Below are 17,878 nucleotides of genomic sequence, written 5' to 3'. Positions count from 1 at the left end.
ATATAAAATTTCAAACAAAAAGTTTTACAATTAACTGCCATTGAACTTGTCCAAATTTGTAATGACAAAATACACAATAATTCCTCCTATTATACTAGCTACAGTCCCAATTACGATAGATGTTAAGTGAGTTTTTACGATGGATGTAGGATGTACAACTTTTGGTTCTTGATTTGGTAAAGACTTTTGTTTGGTTTGATTAGTTTGAAATGACTTCTCTTTATCATCTGATTTTATCATAGTGGCATCAAAAGATTCATCATCAAATGTTTCAATCAACCTCAAGAATTTATTAGAAATTCCTTCACACCATATTTGATCCCCTCCGTCGGACATTAATGTAATCTGTCCTTTAGGGATCATGATTTTTAGCATATTTGTAAGTACTGTGCCATATTCTAAATAAATAGAAAAACCTCGTTTTTCATCATATAAATGGAAATTAATTTTTGTATTCTCTTTTAAAATACGTCCTTTCAATACTTCATCTATTTTTGAATCCGAGTGGCTTTCATAGTTGTCATCAAATTCAAATCTCACATAAGGATAATGCTCAAATTCATTTTTTGCCATGTTCTTGATCTCATCTTCTAGAGTTCTTCCTATTTTCAGTAATAATGGGATGGAAATTTTTCTTACAGTCTCTTTTCTAATTTTGAATGTTTTCACAAAAATTCTCACAGTGTGTATTCTATAAACATATTTCAAAAATCATAATTCACGTAATTATCTAGTCATAACGAAAAACAGCAGTGAGTTAAGCACGAAATGGGGGGAAATTCGTTAACACTTGGTGGTTCTGGTGCTAATCCTTTTCTCTTTCTAATATCAGCTACAGCTGCGGCTAACATAGATTTTGGAACTTCAGTCCATGCCTTAAATGATGTATTCCAGGTTGCACGACCTGCAGTTTGACCTCTCATTGCTTCAGATAAAGTAAATGTTTCAGAAGCTGGAATTTCACCAACAACAATACTTGATGCACCCTTTTGTGACATGTCAAGTACTTTACCACGTTTACCAGAAAGAATGGTTGCAACGTTTCCAACCAAATCAGTTGGGACACGAACTTCGATTGCCAGTGTTGGTTCCAATACTGCAGTACCGGCAGTAAGTAATGCACCCATACATGCACGTCTTGATGCAGGTCCCAATTGAGACAAACCTCTGTGTGCAGTATCTTCGTGAGGTACAAAGTGAGTAAAGATGAATTTACAATCCCTCATCTGTTCTTTACACAAAGGACCTTCTTTCATAACTTCTTCAAATCCAGAATTAATAGAATCAGTAGATTCTTGAACAAACTGCACACCTTTTGTACCATTAATCAAAACATTACCACGGGAATCAAATTTCATCACTCTCTTGATTGTGTCAGTATCCCAACCAGCGCCTTTGAGTAAATCTGCAACAACTTTTTTGTCTTTGATATCACTGATTTCTCCAGTTCTTAGCATGTGTGCGATTTCTGGTTCGAGTGGCTCTACTTTCATGAAAATTTTGTTATGTCTGTTTGGAGACTTTGCCATGATTGGCTCACAGGCACCCTTTACAGTTTCTCTATAGTTAATCAAAGGCTCAGATGTAACAATTTCACATTTTGCATCTTGGATTCTATGTGTTGCGACATCAAGGTGTAATACACCCATTCCTGCGACAATAGTCTCACCAGATTCCTCATCGATTTTTACAATTAGATTTGGATCTTCAATAGTTAGCTGTTTTAAAATTTCAACAAGTTTAGGCAAATCTTTAGGATGTTTTGGCTCTATTGCAATTTGAACGACAGGTTCTGAAACATATTTGACTCCTTCAAACATAGGAATGTCTTTAATTGAGGATAGAGTGTTTCCTGCTCTACATTCAGTTAATCCCAATAACGCGGGAATATTTCCTGCACCTAGTTCACCAACTTGCTCTCTTTGGTTTCCCATAAAGAAGTTGACAGATTGAACACGACCTTCTCTTTTCTCATCTATAATGTGTAAAGTTTGACCATCTTTGATGGTACCAGAAAATAATCTTCCAATTGCAACAGGACCTGCTGCAGGATCTAAAACCATGTTTACAACCATCATAATTGTTGGACCATCATCTGATCCTGCAAGCAAAGCTTTGCCAACATCAGAATCTAAATCACCTTTCCAAATTTGTGGAATTCTATACTTGATTGCATCATGTGGGGCTGGATGATGTTTTACAACCATTCCAAGTACTGCATCAGCTAGTGGTGCTTTCTCTATAAGAGCTTCAAGTTTTTCATCATTATATGCATCAATTACATCTTTGAATGTGATACCTCTCTCTTTCATTAAATCAGTATTAATTGCCCATCTGTCTTTGGCCGAACCAAATGTTACACTTGCATCTTGAATGGAAACTTTCCATTTTTCTTTGTATTCTGGTTCTGCATATGTGTCAACTAGTGTATTGAAATTTGAAACTACTTCTGCCAATTGGGCTTGCATTTTTTCTGGGGTTAATCTTAGTTCTTTGATAAGTCGGTCTACTTTATTGATAAACAAAACAGGTTTTACTCTTTCTTCAAGGGCCATTCTAGTTACAGTTTCAGTTTGTGTCATGATACCTTCAACTGCATCACAAACAACTACTGCACCATCAATTGCTCTAAGACTACGAATTACCCTACCACTAAAATCTACGTGGCCAGGTGTGTCAATCATATTAATTACATATTCTTGACCTTTTTGGGCAAATAGCAATGTAACATTTGCCTGGTAAATTGTAATTCCTCTTTCTTGCTCTTCTTTATCAAAGTCCATAGCAAGTGCTTTTCCAGCAGCTGAGGGGGCAATAATTCCAGAGTTTGCCAAAAGGCTGTCACTCATCGTTGTTTTTCCATGGTCTACGTGAGCAATAACACCAAAGTTACGAATATTGTCTTTGTTCTTGATAATTTTCAATACCTCAGATGTAGACTTGAATTTTACCATATTCGCAAAACTTTGGATTCAGGTATTAAACCTTAGTTTTTGAAAAGATCAGTAAATCATACGGTTAGAAACATCACGAATTTTTTCTGCCGTGACAAAATGACATTCTTTTTTTCGCATCTTTTTGGCTTCATAGAGTGCAATTAATTGTGAAAAGAAAATACAATAGATCACCTGAGATAGTTTTTCTGATGGGATAGCAGGATGGACTACATTAATGCCAATTTTTTTGAGGTTATTTCCTAATTGTGTTGCATGGATGTTTTTCTCCTCAAAAATAATCACAGTGTCACCTTTTTTGACTGAAAATAACTCCATGTGTGAAAACTGCTCAATTCTAGAATAATGTACATCGTATCCTAGAATTTCATAAAACTTTGCAGCGCAATACATTGCCACAGGAAAAGTGAAAAGATTCCCCAAAACAAAAATACGTTTTGAGATTTTAGCTTTTTTGGCAGATGACTCTGCAGTTTTAAATAATGAGGGATCAGGGATTTTGATATTTTTTACCAAAGAGATGCAAGTTAATGCGCTATCCAAAAAAGAGATACTGCCAGCAGTGAAAACCCCACTATTTGGTGAATTAAGAATAATGGAACTATCAGATACTTTGGCCAATCTACTTTGAGATTTAGATGTGATTGCAGTTGATTTTTGTGCAGTTTTTGCAACCTTGATGTTTGTAATAGTATTTCCAGAAACAGATACAAAACACACATGTTTTGATTTTGCCATTCCTTTATTTTGATACAAATCGAGGGGATCTATTGCCTTTGCCAATCCTCCTGAAAAAGACTCTGCCAGTAAACAAGAGACAAGTGAATCACCACTGCCTGTGAAAAGAATATTTTTTTGTTTTTCAATAGATAATGTTTTTTGTTTTTTGAAGGATTTCAGAAAATCTAATTGTAATTGAATGTCTTCCTCAAATGCATCAATTGAATTCATAATTAAAATCAGTTTTTGGCATATATTAGAAAAACTGTTGAACATAGGTTTTGGTATTTATTACCAAAATTAAGCAAAAAGATATGGAAATTTCTGTAGGACATACTCCTGATTCAGATGACGCATTCATGTTTTATGGAATGTTTACAGGAAAGGTCCCATCACCAGATTTTAAGGTAAATCACGTTATTGAAGATATTGAGAAATTAAATCGTAAAGCAACAGATCCAGAGCTTGATGTAACCGCAGTTTCAGTTCATGCATGTGCATTCATTCCAGGATATACAATCTTGAGAAGTGGCGGGAGTTTTGGAATTAACTATGGACCGATTGTAACTGCTCGAAAACAAATGACAATTGATGAAATTAAAAAATGTAAAATTGCCATACCGGGAAAAATGACTTCAGCATTTTTACTATTGCAATTAATGATTGGGAAATTTGATTATGTTGAAATGAATTTTAGTGATATTCCAGAAGCTGTAAAATCAGGCAAAGTGGATGTAGGGCTAGTTATTCATGAAACCCAATTATCATATGAACAAGAAGGAAATGTCAAAATTTTAGATGTTGGGGAATGGTGGGATAAAACAACCGGAGGGCTACCAGTCCCACTAGGAATCAATGTCATGAGAACAGATCTAGGCATGGATACAATTGTAAAGTTTGATAAATATCTCCAATCATCAATTGAGTTTGGAATCGAACATTTCGATGATGCCATAGATTATGCCATGCAATATGCTAGAGGAAAAGAACGAAGTTTGATTGAAAAATTTGTAAAAATGTATGTGAACAAAGTTACTGTAAACATGGGAGATCCAGGAGAAGAGGCCATTAGAAGGTTATTCAAAATGGCAAAAGAGAAAGGCCTAGTCCCAGACTTTGAAATCAGCATTGCCAGCAAGTAATTATAGAACAGAAAAAAATTACCAAACATGGGAGACGGAATCGGGGGAGCAGTACTTAACATTCTAACAAACAATGCTTTTGAGTTGCTAATTAGCCATACAAGAAAAGATAATCAAGAACAATACGGAAAAATTGAAAAAATCATCATGAGTAAAATTGATGATCCTGAACAACCACAATATGAAGAAAAGACTAAAGAAGATTTGGAACGTGCACTAAAAGGAAAGTTTGTTTCATGTAATGTTCAATACAGAGATGAAAAAACAGATGCACTAGTTTGCAATGTTTTTGTCCAAAGACCCCCTGAAGGATTTTAGTAATCCAAGCAATTAACCATATTTGGTGAAACAGTATGGACGAAGATTCGATCCTATTAAAAAAAGAATTGGAGATAAATAATCAAAGACTCAAAAAACTCGAAGAACATAAAAAATCAATAGAACCACAATTAAAAAATCCCAAATCAAATGAAGAAAGTCAAAGGCTTTTAGAAACTATGAAACGACTAGAAAAAAATTTGCAAATTGAATACAAAAAACGAGATGGGATAATCAATGCAATAAAAACCAAAGAGGGAATCTAAAATATTTTTAAATTATAATTATCGAATTGGAGTTTTAAATTGGAAAACATTCTGAGATATTTTTTGTTTATAGGATATTCTGTAATATGTCAAAATTCCTAATAATTCCAAATATTCGACAAAACCCACAGTGTAAAAATGCATTAGCCATCCATCTAATTTTTGATCAATTGAAGCCATGGCAGCACTCATTTGAGGAAATGCAGTCACAAATCCCATAGGGGCCATAATTGTCCCATATATCCAATCAGAAGGAGTCATGTTCTTTGCAGATTCAATTACTTGATTTTTTTGGTTTTGGGAATTAGAAACGTGTTGCATTTTTTGTTCAGCATAAACAGAGTGCCCTTGGTCTATTGCAAAAATCATCGTACCTAATATTACAAGTAAGAATGCAGATTCAGCAAAAATCAAAATTCCTCTTTTGCCTTTTTGGAATTTGAAAATCTGCCTTTCAAGCATAGGTCCAAAGAAGCCCAGTTTGTTCTTCTTTGCAAGAAGAATTAAAGAGATAGATACCAATGCAATTATTCCAAAAGATCCCAACCAATCATCTGTAACAAATTCCACAAAGAGTAATCTAGCAGGCAAAAGTATTCCACCCATCATTCCAAATACAATCAATGATTCAATTTTTGAATTCAGTGATTAAAAATTCTGAAACATTACATATAACATAGTGACCATTTTTTTTCTAGTGCCAAAAATTAAAATGAGAAAATACCTAATATATGATAAAAATCAAAGATAAGTAGAGTTGGTTTTAGTAGACAAGAGAATTCTATCAGGGGGAATTGCAATGATAATTGCAGGAATTGTACTTACTGGCGCATATGCAGAACAACCAACAGGTCAAGCAGGAATGAGTGAGGAGGAAATCATTGATCTTATGATAGCCGAAGACCAAAACCAAGCTTATCAGATGTTATCAGGAATTTTAATTGGTATTGGATTTTTACTGGTACTGATAAGCTTCGGAGCAAGACGGAAAAAAGATACTGCAAAAAGAAAAGAAAAGAAACCTGCAGAATAATTCAAAGGTTTTAATCTCAAATTATCTAACCAATATTATTGATTCAGGCAGAAATCAGTATTTATCCCATGGCAACTAGAACGACTAGTGCCAGTTTTTACATTGCAAAAGCAATAGAATCCATTCAAAAAATGAAGAATCTCAGATATGAAATTAATGCCATGGGGACAATTTTAGAATCAGATAACATTGATACGATAAACTCGGCAACAAAACAAATGATGGAAACAGTTCACAATCTAGGAATTGCAAGAGTGGAAGTAATAATCAAAATAGATTCAAGAAGAGACAAACATGCCAAAATGGAAGAAAAATTAGAGTCTATTAAAAAACAAATGAGTTAGAATTTTTTCAAGATATCAAAGTGAGTATTTCTTTGGGCAGGAATACGACCTATTTCTTTGACCATTGTTGCAAGTTCTTCAACTGAAGAAGATGTTGTTTTTCCAGCTGCCTTGTAGATTTCTTCAGAGAATGCTGTTCCCACTAGATCATTTCCTCCATTAGATAATGCAACCTGTGCAAGCTTTTTTCCATATGCTACCCAGTAAACAGAGATATTGTTCAATACATTTGCAAGCATCAATCTAGATAATGCAATTATTCTTAAATCATATACGGATGAACATTCATTATTTACCAAATGTTCTTGCTCCAATTCAGTATTATCTAAGCTGAATTTCAAAGGAATCAAAGTTAGAAATCCATTTGTTTTCTTTTGTAATTCACGGACCTTAATCAGGTGATCAATAATATGTTCAGGCTTTTCTATATGGCCATAAAGCATAGTGACATTACTTTTGATTCCCATATTATGAGCCTCTTCTATGACATCAAGCCATTGCTGTCCAGTACATTTTCCTCTCACAATTTTTCCTCTAATGTCAGGGTGAAATAGTTCAGCACCCCCACCAGGCATTGAATCAAGTCCTGCATCCTTTAGACGAGATAAAATTTCTTTTGTAGAATTTTTTGTTAATTTTGACAAATAATAAATCTCAGCTGCAGTTAGTGCCTTGATGTTCAATTGAGGATGACTTTTTTTGATTGCCCTCATCATATCCTCATAATATTCCAAAGGGAGTTTAGGATGAAAGCCTCCAACTATATGGACCTCTGTTGCACCCATCTGCTCTGCAATTCCAACTCTTTGTTCAATTTCTTGAGGAGTTAGTGTGTATGCATCATCTGCACCATCCTTACGATAAAATGCACACATCTGACAACTAGCTGCACAGACATTCGTGTAGTTCATGTAATATGATGCTGCAAAAGTTACAGTGTCACCTACTAGTTTTTTTCTAGTGTTATCTGCAACAGCACCAAGTAAATGTAAATTATCATAATTCATCAATTCAAGACCATCTTTGTATGAGAGTTCTTCCCCAGCCAAAGCACGATCTAAAGATTGTGAATCTCCAACTAGTTGTTCTAACATATTGGTTCGTTTTTCCATCATGATATATTCCTTAGTGAAATACACAAAAATTTGATGAAGTTATGCCTGAGTATCATCTATACAAATCAAATTTCTTTTTACAATTTCCACAAAATCGTTGTTTAGTTTTTCTACTTTCTGTTCCCAAACTTGACACCACACCGGTCGCATTTTTGTTTAATCATAATTTTGTTATCAACTTCTCCGACACTTTATTCCATTTTGAATAGTTTTTTTCATCCTATAAATCACATGAATATTCAATTAATCTTCGAAATACCAGAATTCCATGAAATACCCATAATCAAGAGTGAAAATTATGAAATTTAGAATAATTTCAGTATTAGTTTAAATTTTCGATATTCTTTTACTCTGTTTGATTTGTGATCCTGCCAGTCTCAAGAAATAAGTAGTCAATTATGCAATATTCATTATGGTACTTCCTCTAGTTGATGAACATAAACCTAAATGCTATCTTTGCCACAAAGGCTTTGAAAACATAGAAGAATTACGTGAACATCAAAATTCCGCACATAGGGACTTTTTTGAAAAAAATGAAAAGCAAAATGTCAGAGAACCAGCACCAGGCGATGTCACTGTGTTTTAGACTTTTTTTCTTTTATTGATTTTAGTAATTCTTGTGCCATGTCTTTAGAAATGCTTGCCAAATCATAGTGTTTGTCAATAGACAAGGCTTTTTTGAAATGTTTGATTGCCTCTTGGAGCTTATCCATTTCTCCTAATGAAAGGCCTTTGTATGCAAGCGCCATTGCACATTTTTTGTCAATTTTTAATGCAGCGTCATAACATTCAATGGCTTCAAGATATTTTTCTTCAGAATGCAATGCAGCTCCCTTGTTTAGTAAAGCATCAAGATTCTCTGGAGAAATTTTAAGAGCTTTGTCATATGTTTTAATGGCAAGTTTGAGTTTGCCTAAATTTTGTAATGTCGCACCTTTGTCAATTAGTATGCTAGGATTAGCAGGTTCTTCTTTTAGTGCTAAATCATATAATTTCAACGCATCAGAGTAATTTCCATCCTCAACATGTTCAAAAGCTTGTACAAGCATCTTCTCAATTTTACTACTCATCGTCTTTGATAATAATTTGTTAATAATATAGATTGACTTGCAGTAAACAATGATTCAACAAACATGACACATAATAGAACGTCAAGAGGCATTTTTGTCCCTAGGTTCAATTTCAAGGGATTTGTTAAAACAAAACATAGATTCTTCATATCTGCCTAAACTTCGTAGTGCAATTCCTTTGTTATTCCAAAGATCAGGATCATTTTGATTCAAAAGCAGAGCTTGTTCAAAAAATCCAAGGGCATCATCAAATTTCCCATCATCCATTAAAGATTGTCCTTTTTTAACAAGATCTTCAATATCGCCCATAAACCAATGTTAATTTCATCAGTATTAAATCTGAAAAGAAATTGTGAGAAAGAGATGAAAAAAATCAAACAAATTTACACAAATTTCATGAAATTTTAAATATATTTTTCACAATTATATGATAGAGTCATGGATGAAACAGATGAAAAAATTATCAAACATTTGTTAGTGGATGCAAGACAGTCAGCAAGACAATTAGCATTAAAACTTGGATTATCAACAGTTACGGTCCTATCCAGAATCAAAAAATTAGAAAAAGCAAAAATCATCCAGAGGTATTCAGTAATTGTTGATCATGAGAAAATAGGATATTCGTTAACTGCGATAATTGAAATTATTGCCAAAAACGACAAAGTTGTAGGTGTAGAAGATGAAATATCAAAATTTGAAAATGTTTGCGGGGTATATGATATCACAGGTTCAACAGATACCATAATTATTGCAAAATTTAAGGAGAGAAATGAATTAAGCAAGTTTGTAAAGGGCTTGGCAACGATTCCAAACGTGGAAAACACAATAACTCACGTAGTACTAAATACAACAAAAGAAGATTTTAGATTATCGTAAAAGAGAGAGAAATGAACAAGTTAGGAATTTTTATGATTTTTGTAATAGTCTTTGGAGCATGGCAAACAGCAACTGCACAAAACAATAATCTTGATATGGAATTAGAAGTGACAGATGAAGAAAAAATTATTTTATTTTCAGGTTTTGTGATTGCAATTTTAGGAGTGTTTTTATTTCTTGCAAGAGATATTGTCTTAAGAAGAAAAACATCATATGACAAAGAAGAGTTAGAATCTAAAAAAGACAAGACATTTGAAAAATACCACTCAGACTGGGGTGATGATTATGAAGAATTAGGTCAACGAAGAAATACAAAAGAAGACAAAGAGTTTCGAGATGCAGCAAATAATGATGAACTTCCCAACTATTATGAAATCATAGGAGTTCCCAACGATGCCACTCCAGAAGAAATCAAAAAGAAATTCAGGGAATTGGCAAAAAAAACTCATCCAGATAAAACAAAAGAAAATTCAGAGGAAGAAATGGCTGTGCTTAACAAAGCATATGAAATATTATCAGATAAAGAGAGTCGAGAAAGATATGATAGATACCTAAAGGTAGGCTAAACTGAATTTATTTTAACAATTATCATACTAAGTTCGATAGATTCAGGAGTCTGAACACTGTTTGTCAGATTGGTTAAAATTTCAATAGAAACTGGTTTACCATTTGTTTCAATTTGAGTAGTAATTTTGAGTTCACCAAACTCAGTATTTGGGCCAAGCATTTTCTTTGTCAGCAATGGAACAACAGAAAGATCTTCAACAACACATTTCATTTTATATGCAAATTTGTCTGAAAAATATACACCTCCACGAGTAGTTGGTTCATTTACAGGGATTGGGGAATTTGAAATCGAGGTGTTTGAGATCGGATAGATTTGATTATTTACATATAGTGTAAATTTTGGAGAATTTTTATCGTTAAAATCTATCAAATTTTCTAACAATTGCATATTAAACGACATACAAAAAAATCAAACAATAATTCTATTGAGTGTTTCGTGAAAATAGATAAGATTCCGTTTCCTTTATGCGTACTTTGATCCGAGAGTTCGCCATAACACGGACTCTTGAGTCATTTTTAGGCATATTTTTGAGATAATTCAGTGTAGATTAGGAAAAGAGAATCGAATTAATTTTCAAAAGTCTAGTTTTCATTTTCTAAAGAGCTTGATGAGTTCTTCGATGAACACTTACTAGATCATGATGGCTAGTATATCCACAAAACTCGCATGTTTCTAACCCAATTTCTTCCATGTTAACTGGAATGGCAAGCAAAAAAGAATCAGGTTCAATAAGTGTAATCTTGTGTCTTGCTCGGTTTGTTTCTTGAAGAAACAGATCTAATATCGATTTTGGTAGTTTTTCATTTACTATTAACAGGTCATTTTCTTGTTTTGTAGAATAGTTTCGTTCTTGTAGAAATTTTGTTAATTCTTTTTCCAGTTCATTATTTTGAGCACAATCAATTTTTGTCATTTAAGAAATCACATACTCTTCATTCATAAGTACTTCGAACCTTTAACTCTTGAGAGATAAAGTAGATTATCGTCTTGCCGAACCAATCATATTCATATAGATGAATTTAGGTTCTTGTTCACATAACGGCCACAAAAATTCTGCAAATTTCTTAGTATGAGAGACATCTTTGTGGTTTTGCTCTGCTGCCTTGTCTTTGAATTCGGCAAGATGGGTGAATTTTGAAGGTTCTTCTTTATTTTGATATGATTCATAAACACGAATGTCAGGTTCGGCATCTCTAACAGCATCAATATAGTTTACAATTTGTTTTTTGACATCACTTACTACATCAGGTTTTACTTTGTATTCTACTCTAGTGTGAATCTGGCTGTCAGGCTTTGAGTTTCTAATGGAGTTGACAAGTTCATGTTCTATCCATTTTGGTTCTTGAGTACACATTTTGTAAAGATCTTCACCAAACTTTCTTGGTTTTTCCATACTTGCTATTCTTTCCTCTGCTTCTTTATCTGAAAATGTCATAAAATAGGTCAGTATATTTGGATTTTCAAGATCTGTAAATGCCTCATAAAATTTTGGTTCATCGTATTGATCTCGAATTTGGGGAATCCATTTTAGAGTATGATTTACAGCATCCTGAATTTTGCCATCCTGTAGATTACAGTGACATGTCAGAGGATACATGAGCAGATTTTTTGATGAAACTAGTTAAGAATTTCTCCAAATATTTTGAAAAAGGTCAAACGGGAAGCCGTTGTCTATACCCCGCGTCATTCGTGGGGGATTATAGACAGAAGCAAAGAAATGTCACAAATTGGACTACAATAGATTCGAAGTACTTTTCAGTGACGAATATTGATTTCATATGGTATGAAGTATTTTGTGATTTCTATGATTATATTGTCATTATTTTCAGTAAACTATGCATTTGCATCATGCGGACAACCCTATGATTCTGCCTTTCATTGGCTGAATGTGCCGTGTCATGATACAGGTCAGACAGATGAAGAAGAAAAAGTAGACTGGGCAGAATTTTACTACTTTAAAGGCTCTGAATGGATGAAATACAAAACGGATGAATTTGAGGCATTGATGAAAGACGGATTTTCTGAAAAACTTTTGCAAAACTGGATTGGACAGGATTATAACTTTGTCCCAGAGAACTGGTACTTTTGGAATTACTATGAATTGTTTGGAAATGATACCCCACAAACATCACAAAAACCTGTAGAGATACCCGTATTGGAAAAAAGAACCTGTGATGAATCATGCAAAGATAGAATCGTCGAATCGGTCAACCCCTATGTCTGCACAAAGAAACCTTATTCTCAGAATTATGAATGTGCACATCAGTCTGCCATGCAACCCACAATACTCTTGACATCAACTGATGAGACTGGAAAAGAGATGATCTTTCGTCCTACCGAAGCTACCGTATCTCTTGGAGTAAACAACACTATACGATGGCACAATACAAGTTACAAAACTACAATTTCAAACCAAGAAGGAGTATACGAATCATTTATTGTGCCATTTAACGACATACGTTATCAAGTGCTTGATAAGACAGGTAATTACACATTCTATGATGAATCACACCCTGATGTAAAAATCCGCATAGATGTAACACCATTAGATAAGAAATTTAACTTGGGCAAACCAATAACCAAACACAGTTATTTTTCTGATGCCCGATTTCAGATATTTCGATCTGGCTCTGATGCACAAAATTTTATTCACAATGTGACAATAAATGACAGTGATTCTATCCATATTACTTTGGATAATTCAATGGATTTGCAATATGCAGTTTATGATGAACCTGAAACTACTGCCGATACAGTAATGACCATTGGAGATAAAATAACCAGTGGTTGTACGTATCATCATGGTGTATATTCTAGAATATTTTCACACACTCTTGAGAACATAAACACGTATGATAACACAGCAGAGTTTAAAGAAACAGTAGATTATGTTCAAGGAGAGAAATGTCAGAGACTATATTCTGATCCCGTACAGTTAATTGAAACTAGGCAGAAAAATATGAAGTTAGACCCTATTTCTCCTCTTAAACAATTCCAGTCAGGAATTTCCTTTGATGAAATACAATGCAGAGAAACTCTGGTATTGGTTCAAAAGAATGATGGCTCTCCTGCTTGTGTAACACCTGAAACAAAAATCAAACTTGTTGAGAGAGGTTGGATAAAAAATGAGTGTGCTCGTCTTGTTGATTCAAACATGGTCAAGTATTCAAATCATGTAAAAGAACAAAAAGAAAAAGATGTTGTATGGACTCCTCCAACCCCTCAAGAATTTCTATTAAAATCCGAGTATTTTGAAGAGTGGAGAAATAATGGATGTTATGACACAATAAAGGATTGGAGACATTTGTCAGAAAACTTTGATTTGTTTAATCCACCTGTTTTGAATGAATTAGAAAATGAAAACTAGACTTTTGATAATTATTGTTATGATCTCTATTACATCTTCTTTAATTGTCATTTTGCCAAACTATTGGTTAGAGTTTGATGATTTTGGAATTTTTTTATGTGATAGATGGTTTGATAGTCATTATACTTGTAACAGGATATGGCTTGATCCTGACTGTAATAGGCCTGGAGGTGGCTGTATTTTTCCAGAAAAATCACCTTATGATCAATTCCTAGAGAAAAAAGCAACGATGGCGTTTAATCTAAAATTAGATGATTATAGAATAACTTCTAAAGTACAGAATGTGTATCAGTCATATTCAACGGGAATTTACAAATCATTTTTAGCCATTGCAGATGGAAAAAACTCTACGCAGTATTATCTTGCAACTGTTTTTGACCCCGATGAATCGCTTGATAACATAGATGTTGAAATTTATGAAATAATTTCTGATAAATGTAGTCGCGAGTTGATATACAAGGGAAATGGATGTGAGTTAAAATATCTGGAAAAGATAGTGCAGCCGATTCATTCTTCACTTGATTATGGATGGATTACAGGATGGGATGCTGGTGAGGACTATTGTTTTGATTGGTGTGATCAAAAGGAATTGTTTGACCTTGGATGTAATCAATCCATACTTGCACATCTTACAAAATATTCTAATTTGCTTGATGAAGAATTTGATGGGGAATATAGTATTGAAGATATTGGATTACCTGATGGGGTAACACAAGAAAAATTTGAATGGTGTGTGGATTTTATTTATGAAAAACGAATCGGCATGGATTTAATTCCCGAGAAAATAGTTACGGGTTAATTTTCTAACATATGACAAAACTGGGCTCGTAATAGTTTCCGTTGTAATAGAATACGTGGGCATACTCTTCTGCATCTACACCATATTTCTCAGTGTTTTTTTCAAACAGGTAATCCTGATATTGTTGCTGCTTGCTTTCCAGTATTGCTGTACTGTTTCTCACAGACACCTCCCAAGTTCCCATCAGATCGATTGCTTCGTTAAATTTCGGAATATTGTCTGTTTCATTTTTTAGTATAGTAATTGCTTTGCGATCATAGTCAACATTTGCAGGAATCAACTCTACTGCAAACGGTGTGTCCTTGTAATTTTCATTGTATCTTACAGTATAGGTTTTGTCACCATACAAAACATAGTTGCTTTGCAAATCAGACTCATAGTACTCATCATGCTGTTGGTCGAACTTTTCTTTGAAAAATAATGCATAGCCATCCCACTCTTCAATAGATATGGGCAGTCGTACCCTGTCATTGTATTCGGTTCTAGAGTTTGTCGCATTAATCATCTCTTTGAGAACAGGCAGTTGGTCCAAGTCCTTGTCTGTCAGTTTATAGTAGAGCAGATTTCCCGTACGGTCCTCAATATTTTTTATGTCTTGTTGCGTTAGCCTAGACACCCCTACGGATGCACAGCCAGGTATCTCTTTTCCAGTGATGTTTATCATGTCCGCATTTATGACATCGCCAGTAACTGCATCAACTTGGACTATAACATGAAAATACATCCTGCTAACAGAATAAACCAAACGGTTGTCAATTGCGTTTAACTCTGCAAATGCATAATCAGCATCGCCTATGACAATGTCTGCGTCACGTAACTTGGGGTCTTCAGATACCAATTTTACAAGATAGTCATGTGCAATGTTTTTTGCATCATCAGGGCTGTATTTCATGGTGTATTCATCCAGATTGTCATACCAATGTGCAATTTCAAGCAGCATACTCCCGTCTCTGAACTGGAATCTGTTCATCTCATTTGTTATCTTCATGCCGTCTTTTGTCTGGTAAATCATGATACTTGTTTTGTGATATGACTCCTCAACATCCACATCTTCAGAGCCATCGGTTTTGTACCCAATTCTATCCAACAGAGATTTGACAAATTCTTGCGCTTGATCAGCTGGAATGACATAATTTTTGTCAAATATGTTGTAATCAACATAGCGAGACAGGCCGGTGTTTCGAGGTGCGCTTATACTGAGCTCTGCTTTGACAGTTTCATATCTTACTTTTTTGGAGCTTTCATAGACTTTTTTTGCACCAGAATCGTCAATTAGCGGCAAAAGGGTGTCAATAATTTCACCTTCTGTAAACTCGACAAATGGTGCAGGTACAAGCAACGCGTCTTCCATAATGTCTGCATGTTCTGAACTGGTTAGTGGCACAAACTGACAGTCAGGCACATCAAAGTAATGAGTTGTATTTTGCCATCTGGGACCATCAATTAGTGATACAGAATCACTGGTTTCATTTTGTTTACATAATTTTTGTAAGGATTTCAGGTATTCAAGACTCGAAGAGTCTATTGTTTTAGCACCAGGAATCTCAGATTCAACTATTCCCAATGTCACGATAACAGCACCAATTACTATCAAACCAACAATTATCAATAGTCTAGTCTGCATTTTCTAATTATCCTGCATGGTTGGTACAATAGGTCCAGTGAATTCAATTGTAATTTTTACATCAAATGGGATCATTTTGGTGTATCTGTCCATAAAAAAAGAAGATGCATCAGGATTTTCTTCCAAGTATTTTTTATCAATATCAATTCCCAGAGAATTTTCTGCATTACCAATACCCAATCCGATTATTGGGTAGTTGTCACGATCTTGTTCCACAATGGCTCTTGCAATCTCCAACTTTGTATCATATGGAAGTGAATCCGTATCATTAGAAACAAGAGCTAGTCTTCCATGACCTCGGTCATTTGAATTCTGTACAAAATATTCATAAAATCCAGTCTGGTTGAATGTGATTTGTTTTTGCATTTTTGGATCTATTGATTCAATTACCCACTTGTTCTCTTTTTCATAAACAGTGACAGGAAAACCCGATTCATTAATCCAAGTTACAGTACTGTTTTTTTCTAGAAAAATAACTGATGTAGGTGGGAGCGGAGTAGTTCTTATCTGATTTGGTGAATGTATAGAATAAATCAAAATGGTGTTGGGATCCAGATAACTGATGTCCGGAAAGCATTCATTTCCTCGTTGAATAAAATTTTTTTCACACAAAAGAGGTTTTGATCTAGATTCAGATTCTAATACAATAGGACCGTATGCAATAACAAAAGCAGTAACGATAACAAACGTGCCAATAATTATCAAAAATCTAGTTTTCATTTTCTTCCTCTACATAACTATCAAATGAAACTGGCCCACACCCATGCATAGGAAAATCACACTGAGTCATAGTCTGAGTGCCATTCTCAAAAACCCCAAAGCAAAGAGAATGAAAAGTACAAGCATTAATCACATGTATTCGCTCAAAATCATAATCATCAGATGAAGGTAAGTTTGATTCATTATAGTTTTCAGGCAGTACAACTACAGTACCAGATATCCAAGGACCAGGAGTTCCATGATAACTAAAGATTCCAGTATTGTTAAAGGTCACATATGCTGATTTGTCAGGTTCCACAACTCCAGTCCACCACATGTTATTTTCATAATCACTAGATAATCCATGTGCCACATCATCTCGGTTAACCCATGTCACAGTATTGTTTTTCCCCAATACAACAGTAATTACCTCAGGATCTAGACTTTTATTTCCTTCAATAACTGCACCTCGTAGAATCATTACAGTTGGATCAGATTTACCATATTGAGCAGTCCAACTAAACTCTTGTTCCCACATACACTTGTCTGTGTTGTAGATGTGGGTGTGATTTCTTATCTCTTTAACATCTGTCCACATGTTTTGACCAGGAATACAGTATTCGTCAGAGTTTGGGAATTTGGTTAACTTTTGCCATTTGCAAAGATTATTGTTAATGTAATGTGTGTCATTGAAATATTCAAAACCAATTGCGTTTTTCATTTCAGAAGCATCATTACAATAATCTAAAACCATTTGAAGTTGTTCTGGACCTGGTTTGTATGGTTTATTATTTTGTAAAACCTCTCCAGAATCAAAATACACACACTTGACGACTCTGTCAAAACCCTCATCATTTATCTCACAAAATTTCTCATCATCCAAAGTAAAAGAGTGACTTGAAAAATACCACATAGGGATTATTGAAACCAGTAAGATAGATGAAATTATGATTGTTTTGTTTCGAGTTTTCATTTTTTTCTCC

Annotated in this window: 23 protein-coding genes; 10 read left to right on the top strand and 13 right to left on the bottom strand. The window is 34.3% G+C overall.

All coding sequences use genetic code 11. From position 1 onward, the window contains the following. Positions 1-30: 30 nt before the first annotated feature. From NSED_RS04140 to NSED_RS04130, 3 genes are all read right to left on the bottom strand, one after another. Positions 31-669, bottom strand: coding sequence for a hypothetical protein (locus NSED_RS04140; protein WP_016940375.1), 639 nt, complete (start codon positions 667-669; stop codon positions 31-33). A gap of 65 nt (positions 670-734) precedes the next feature. Then, positions 735-2,954 (bottom strand): elongation factor EF-2, encoded by a 2,220-nt coding sequence (locus NSED_RS04135; RefSeq protein WP_014964994.1) that lies wholly within the window; start codon positions 2,952-2,954, stop codon positions 735-737. A 48-nt stretch (positions 2,955-3,002) separates the two neighbouring features. Then, positions 3,003-3,905, bottom strand: a complete 903-nt coding sequence (locus NSED_RS04130) for a sugar isomerase (protein WP_014964993.1) — start codon at positions 3,903-3,905, stop codon at positions 3,003-3,005. Positions 3,906-3,988: 83 nt separating this feature from the next. On the opposite strand from NSED_RS04130, the gene NSED_RS04125 reads away from it, so the two are divergent. Genes NSED_RS04125 through NSED_RS04115 form a run of 3 tightly spaced genes read left to right on the top strand, consistent with a single transcriptional unit; the run spans position 3,989 to position 5,400 of the window. Beyond that, positions 3,989-4,816 carry an MqnA/MqnD/SBP family protein gene (locus NSED_RS04125; RefSeq protein ID WP_026089888.1) on the top strand — a complete coding sequence of 276 codons (828 nt, stop codon included), beginning with the start codon at positions 3,989-3,991 and terminating at the stop codon, positions 4,814-4,816. A gap of 27 nt (positions 4,817-4,843) precedes the next feature. Next, positions 4,844-5,134: a hypothetical protein gene (locus NSED_RS04120; RefSeq protein WP_014964991.1), complete on the top strand. Its 291-nt coding sequence runs from the start codon at positions 4,844-4,846 to the stop codon at positions 5,132-5,134. A 35-nt stretch (positions 5,135-5,169) separates the two neighbouring features. Then, positions 5,170-5,400: a hypothetical protein gene (locus tag NSED_RS04115; protein ID WP_014964990.1), complete on the top strand. Its 231-nt coding sequence runs from the start codon at positions 5,170-5,172 to the stop codon at positions 5,398-5,400. Between the two features lie 18 nt (positions 5,401-5,418). Here the strand turns inward: NSED_RS04115 and NSED_RS04110 are convergent, their stop codons facing one another. Next, a complete protein-coding gene (locus NSED_RS04110) occupies positions 5,419-6,024 on the bottom strand; it encodes a hypothetical protein (protein ID WP_014964989.1) in 606 nt (201 codons plus the stop codon). 133 nt (positions 6,025-6,157) lie between these two features. Between NSED_RS04110 and NSED_RS04105 the strand changes: the two genes are divergently transcribed. Further along, a complete protein-coding gene (locus tag NSED_RS04105; protein WP_014964988.1) occupies positions 6,158-6,433 on the top strand; it encodes a hypothetical protein in 276 nt (91 codons plus the stop codon). A gap of 38 nt (positions 6,434-6,471) precedes the next feature. Beyond that, positions 6,472-6,777: an MTH1187 family thiamine-binding protein gene (locus NSED_RS04100; protein ID WP_014964987.1), complete on the top strand. Its 306-nt coding sequence runs from the start codon at positions 6,472-6,474 to the stop codon at positions 6,775-6,777. Here the strand turns inward: NSED_RS04100 and NSED_RS04095 are convergent. Then, a complete protein-coding gene (locus tag NSED_RS04095; RefSeq protein ID WP_014964986.1) occupies positions 6,774-7,871 on the bottom strand; it encodes a radical SAM protein in 1,098 nt (365 codons plus the stop codon). The genes NSED_RS04100 and NSED_RS04095 overlap by 4 nt on opposite strands. Positions 7,872-8,304: 433 nt before the next feature. Between NSED_RS04095 and NSED_RS10455 the strand changes: the two genes are divergently transcribed. Then, positions 8,305-8,478, top strand: coding sequence for a hypothetical protein (locus NSED_RS10455; RefSeq protein ID WP_014964985.1), 174 nt, complete (start codon positions 8,305-8,307; stop codon positions 8,476-8,478). Here the strand turns inward: NSED_RS10455 and NSED_RS04090 are convergent. Further along, positions 8,465-8,962 (bottom strand): tetratricopeptide repeat protein, encoded by a 498-nt coding sequence (locus NSED_RS04090; protein ID WP_014964984.1) that lies wholly within the window; start codon positions 8,960-8,962, stop codon positions 8,465-8,467. The genes NSED_RS10455 and NSED_RS04090 overlap by 14 nt on opposite strands. 81 nt (positions 8,963-9,043) lie before the next feature. After that, positions 9,044-9,271 (bottom strand): tetratricopeptide repeat protein, encoded by a 228-nt coding sequence (locus tag NSED_RS04085; RefSeq protein ID WP_014964983.1) that lies wholly within the window; start codon positions 9,269-9,271, stop codon positions 9,044-9,046. Positions 9,272-9,400: 129 nt separating this feature from the next. On the opposite strand from NSED_RS04085, the gene NSED_RS04080 reads away from it, so the two are divergent. After that, complete coding sequence (locus NSED_RS04080; RefSeq protein WP_014964982.1) at positions 9,401-9,838, top strand: Lrp/AsnC family transcriptional regulator; 438 nt, start codon at positions 9,401-9,403, stop codon at positions 9,836-9,838. A gap of 11 nt (positions 9,839-9,849) precedes the next feature. Next, positions 9,850-10,404 carry a DnaJ domain-containing protein gene (locus NSED_RS04075; RefSeq protein WP_014964981.1) on the top strand — a complete coding sequence of 185 codons (555 nt, stop codon included), beginning with the start codon at positions 9,850-9,852 and terminating at the stop codon, positions 10,402-10,404. On the opposite strand, the gene NSED_RS04070 is transcribed toward NSED_RS04075, so the two are convergent. The 3 genes from NSED_RS04070 to NSED_RS04060 all read right to left on the bottom strand — a co-directional run bounded on the left by NSED_RS04070 (position 10,401) and on the right by NSED_RS04060 (position 12,003). Further along, on the bottom strand, positions 10,401-10,805 hold the full coding sequence (locus NSED_RS04070; RefSeq protein WP_026089887.1) for a hypothetical protein: 405 nt from the start codon (positions 10,803-10,805) through the stop codon (positions 10,401-10,403). The genes NSED_RS04075 and NSED_RS04070 overlap by 4 nt on opposite strands. Before the next feature lie 196 nt (positions 10,806-11,001). Next, on the bottom strand, positions 11,002-11,319 hold the full coding sequence (locus NSED_RS04065; protein ID WP_014964979.1) for a hypothetical protein: 318 nt from the start codon (positions 11,317-11,319) through the stop codon (positions 11,002-11,004). Between the two features lie 66 nt (positions 11,320-11,385). After that, entirely contained in the window at positions 11,386-12,003 is a 618-nt protein-coding gene (locus NSED_RS04060) for a putative quinol monooxygenase (protein WP_014964978.1), read from the bottom strand. 207 nt (positions 12,004-12,210) lie between these two features. Between NSED_RS04060 and NSED_RS04055 the strand changes: the two genes are divergently transcribed. Further along, positions 12,211-13,773: a cupredoxin domain-containing protein gene (locus NSED_RS04055; RefSeq protein ID WP_014964977.1), complete on the top strand. Its 1,563-nt coding sequence runs from the start codon at positions 12,211-12,213 to the stop codon at positions 13,771-13,773. Further along, a complete protein-coding gene (locus tag NSED_RS04050) occupies positions 13,763-14,572 on the top strand; it encodes a hypothetical protein (protein WP_014964976.1) in 810 nt (269 codons plus the stop codon). Before NSED_RS04055 ends, NSED_RS04050 begins: the two co-directional genes overlap by 11 nt. A 4-nt stretch (positions 14,573-14,576) precedes the next feature. Here the strand turns inward: NSED_RS04050 and NSED_RS04045 are convergent, their stop codons facing one another. The 3 genes from NSED_RS04045 to NSED_RS04035 are packed head-to-tail and all read right to left on the bottom strand — an operon-like array spanning position 14,577 to position 17,868. Then, the gene (locus NSED_RS04045) at positions 14,577-16,196 is read right to left on the bottom strand and encodes a hypothetical protein (protein WP_014964975.1); all 1,620 of its coding nucleotides are present in this window, start codon (positions 16,194-16,196) and stop codon (positions 14,577-14,579) included. Between the two features lie 3 nt (positions 16,197-16,199). Continuing rightward, positions 16,200-16,916, bottom strand: coding sequence for a cupredoxin domain-containing protein (locus tag NSED_RS04040; RefSeq protein WP_014964974.1), 717 nt, complete (start codon positions 16,914-16,916; stop codon positions 16,200-16,202). Continuing rightward, a complete protein-coding gene (locus tag NSED_RS04035) occupies positions 16,906-17,868 on the bottom strand; it encodes a cupredoxin domain-containing protein (RefSeq protein WP_014964973.1) in 963 nt (320 codons plus the stop codon). The genes NSED_RS04040 and NSED_RS04035 overlap by 11 nt, the downstream gene beginning before the upstream one ends. Positions 17,869-17,878 lie beyond the last annotated feature (10 nt).

It is taken from the genome of Candidatus Nitrosopumilus sediminis (assembly GCF_000299395.1).
Lineage (GTDB): Archaea > Thermoproteota > Nitrososphaeria > Nitrososphaerales > Nitrosopumilaceae > Nitrosopumilus > Nitrosopumilus sediminis.
This window is presented reverse-complemented; position numbering and strand designations above follow the sequence as displayed.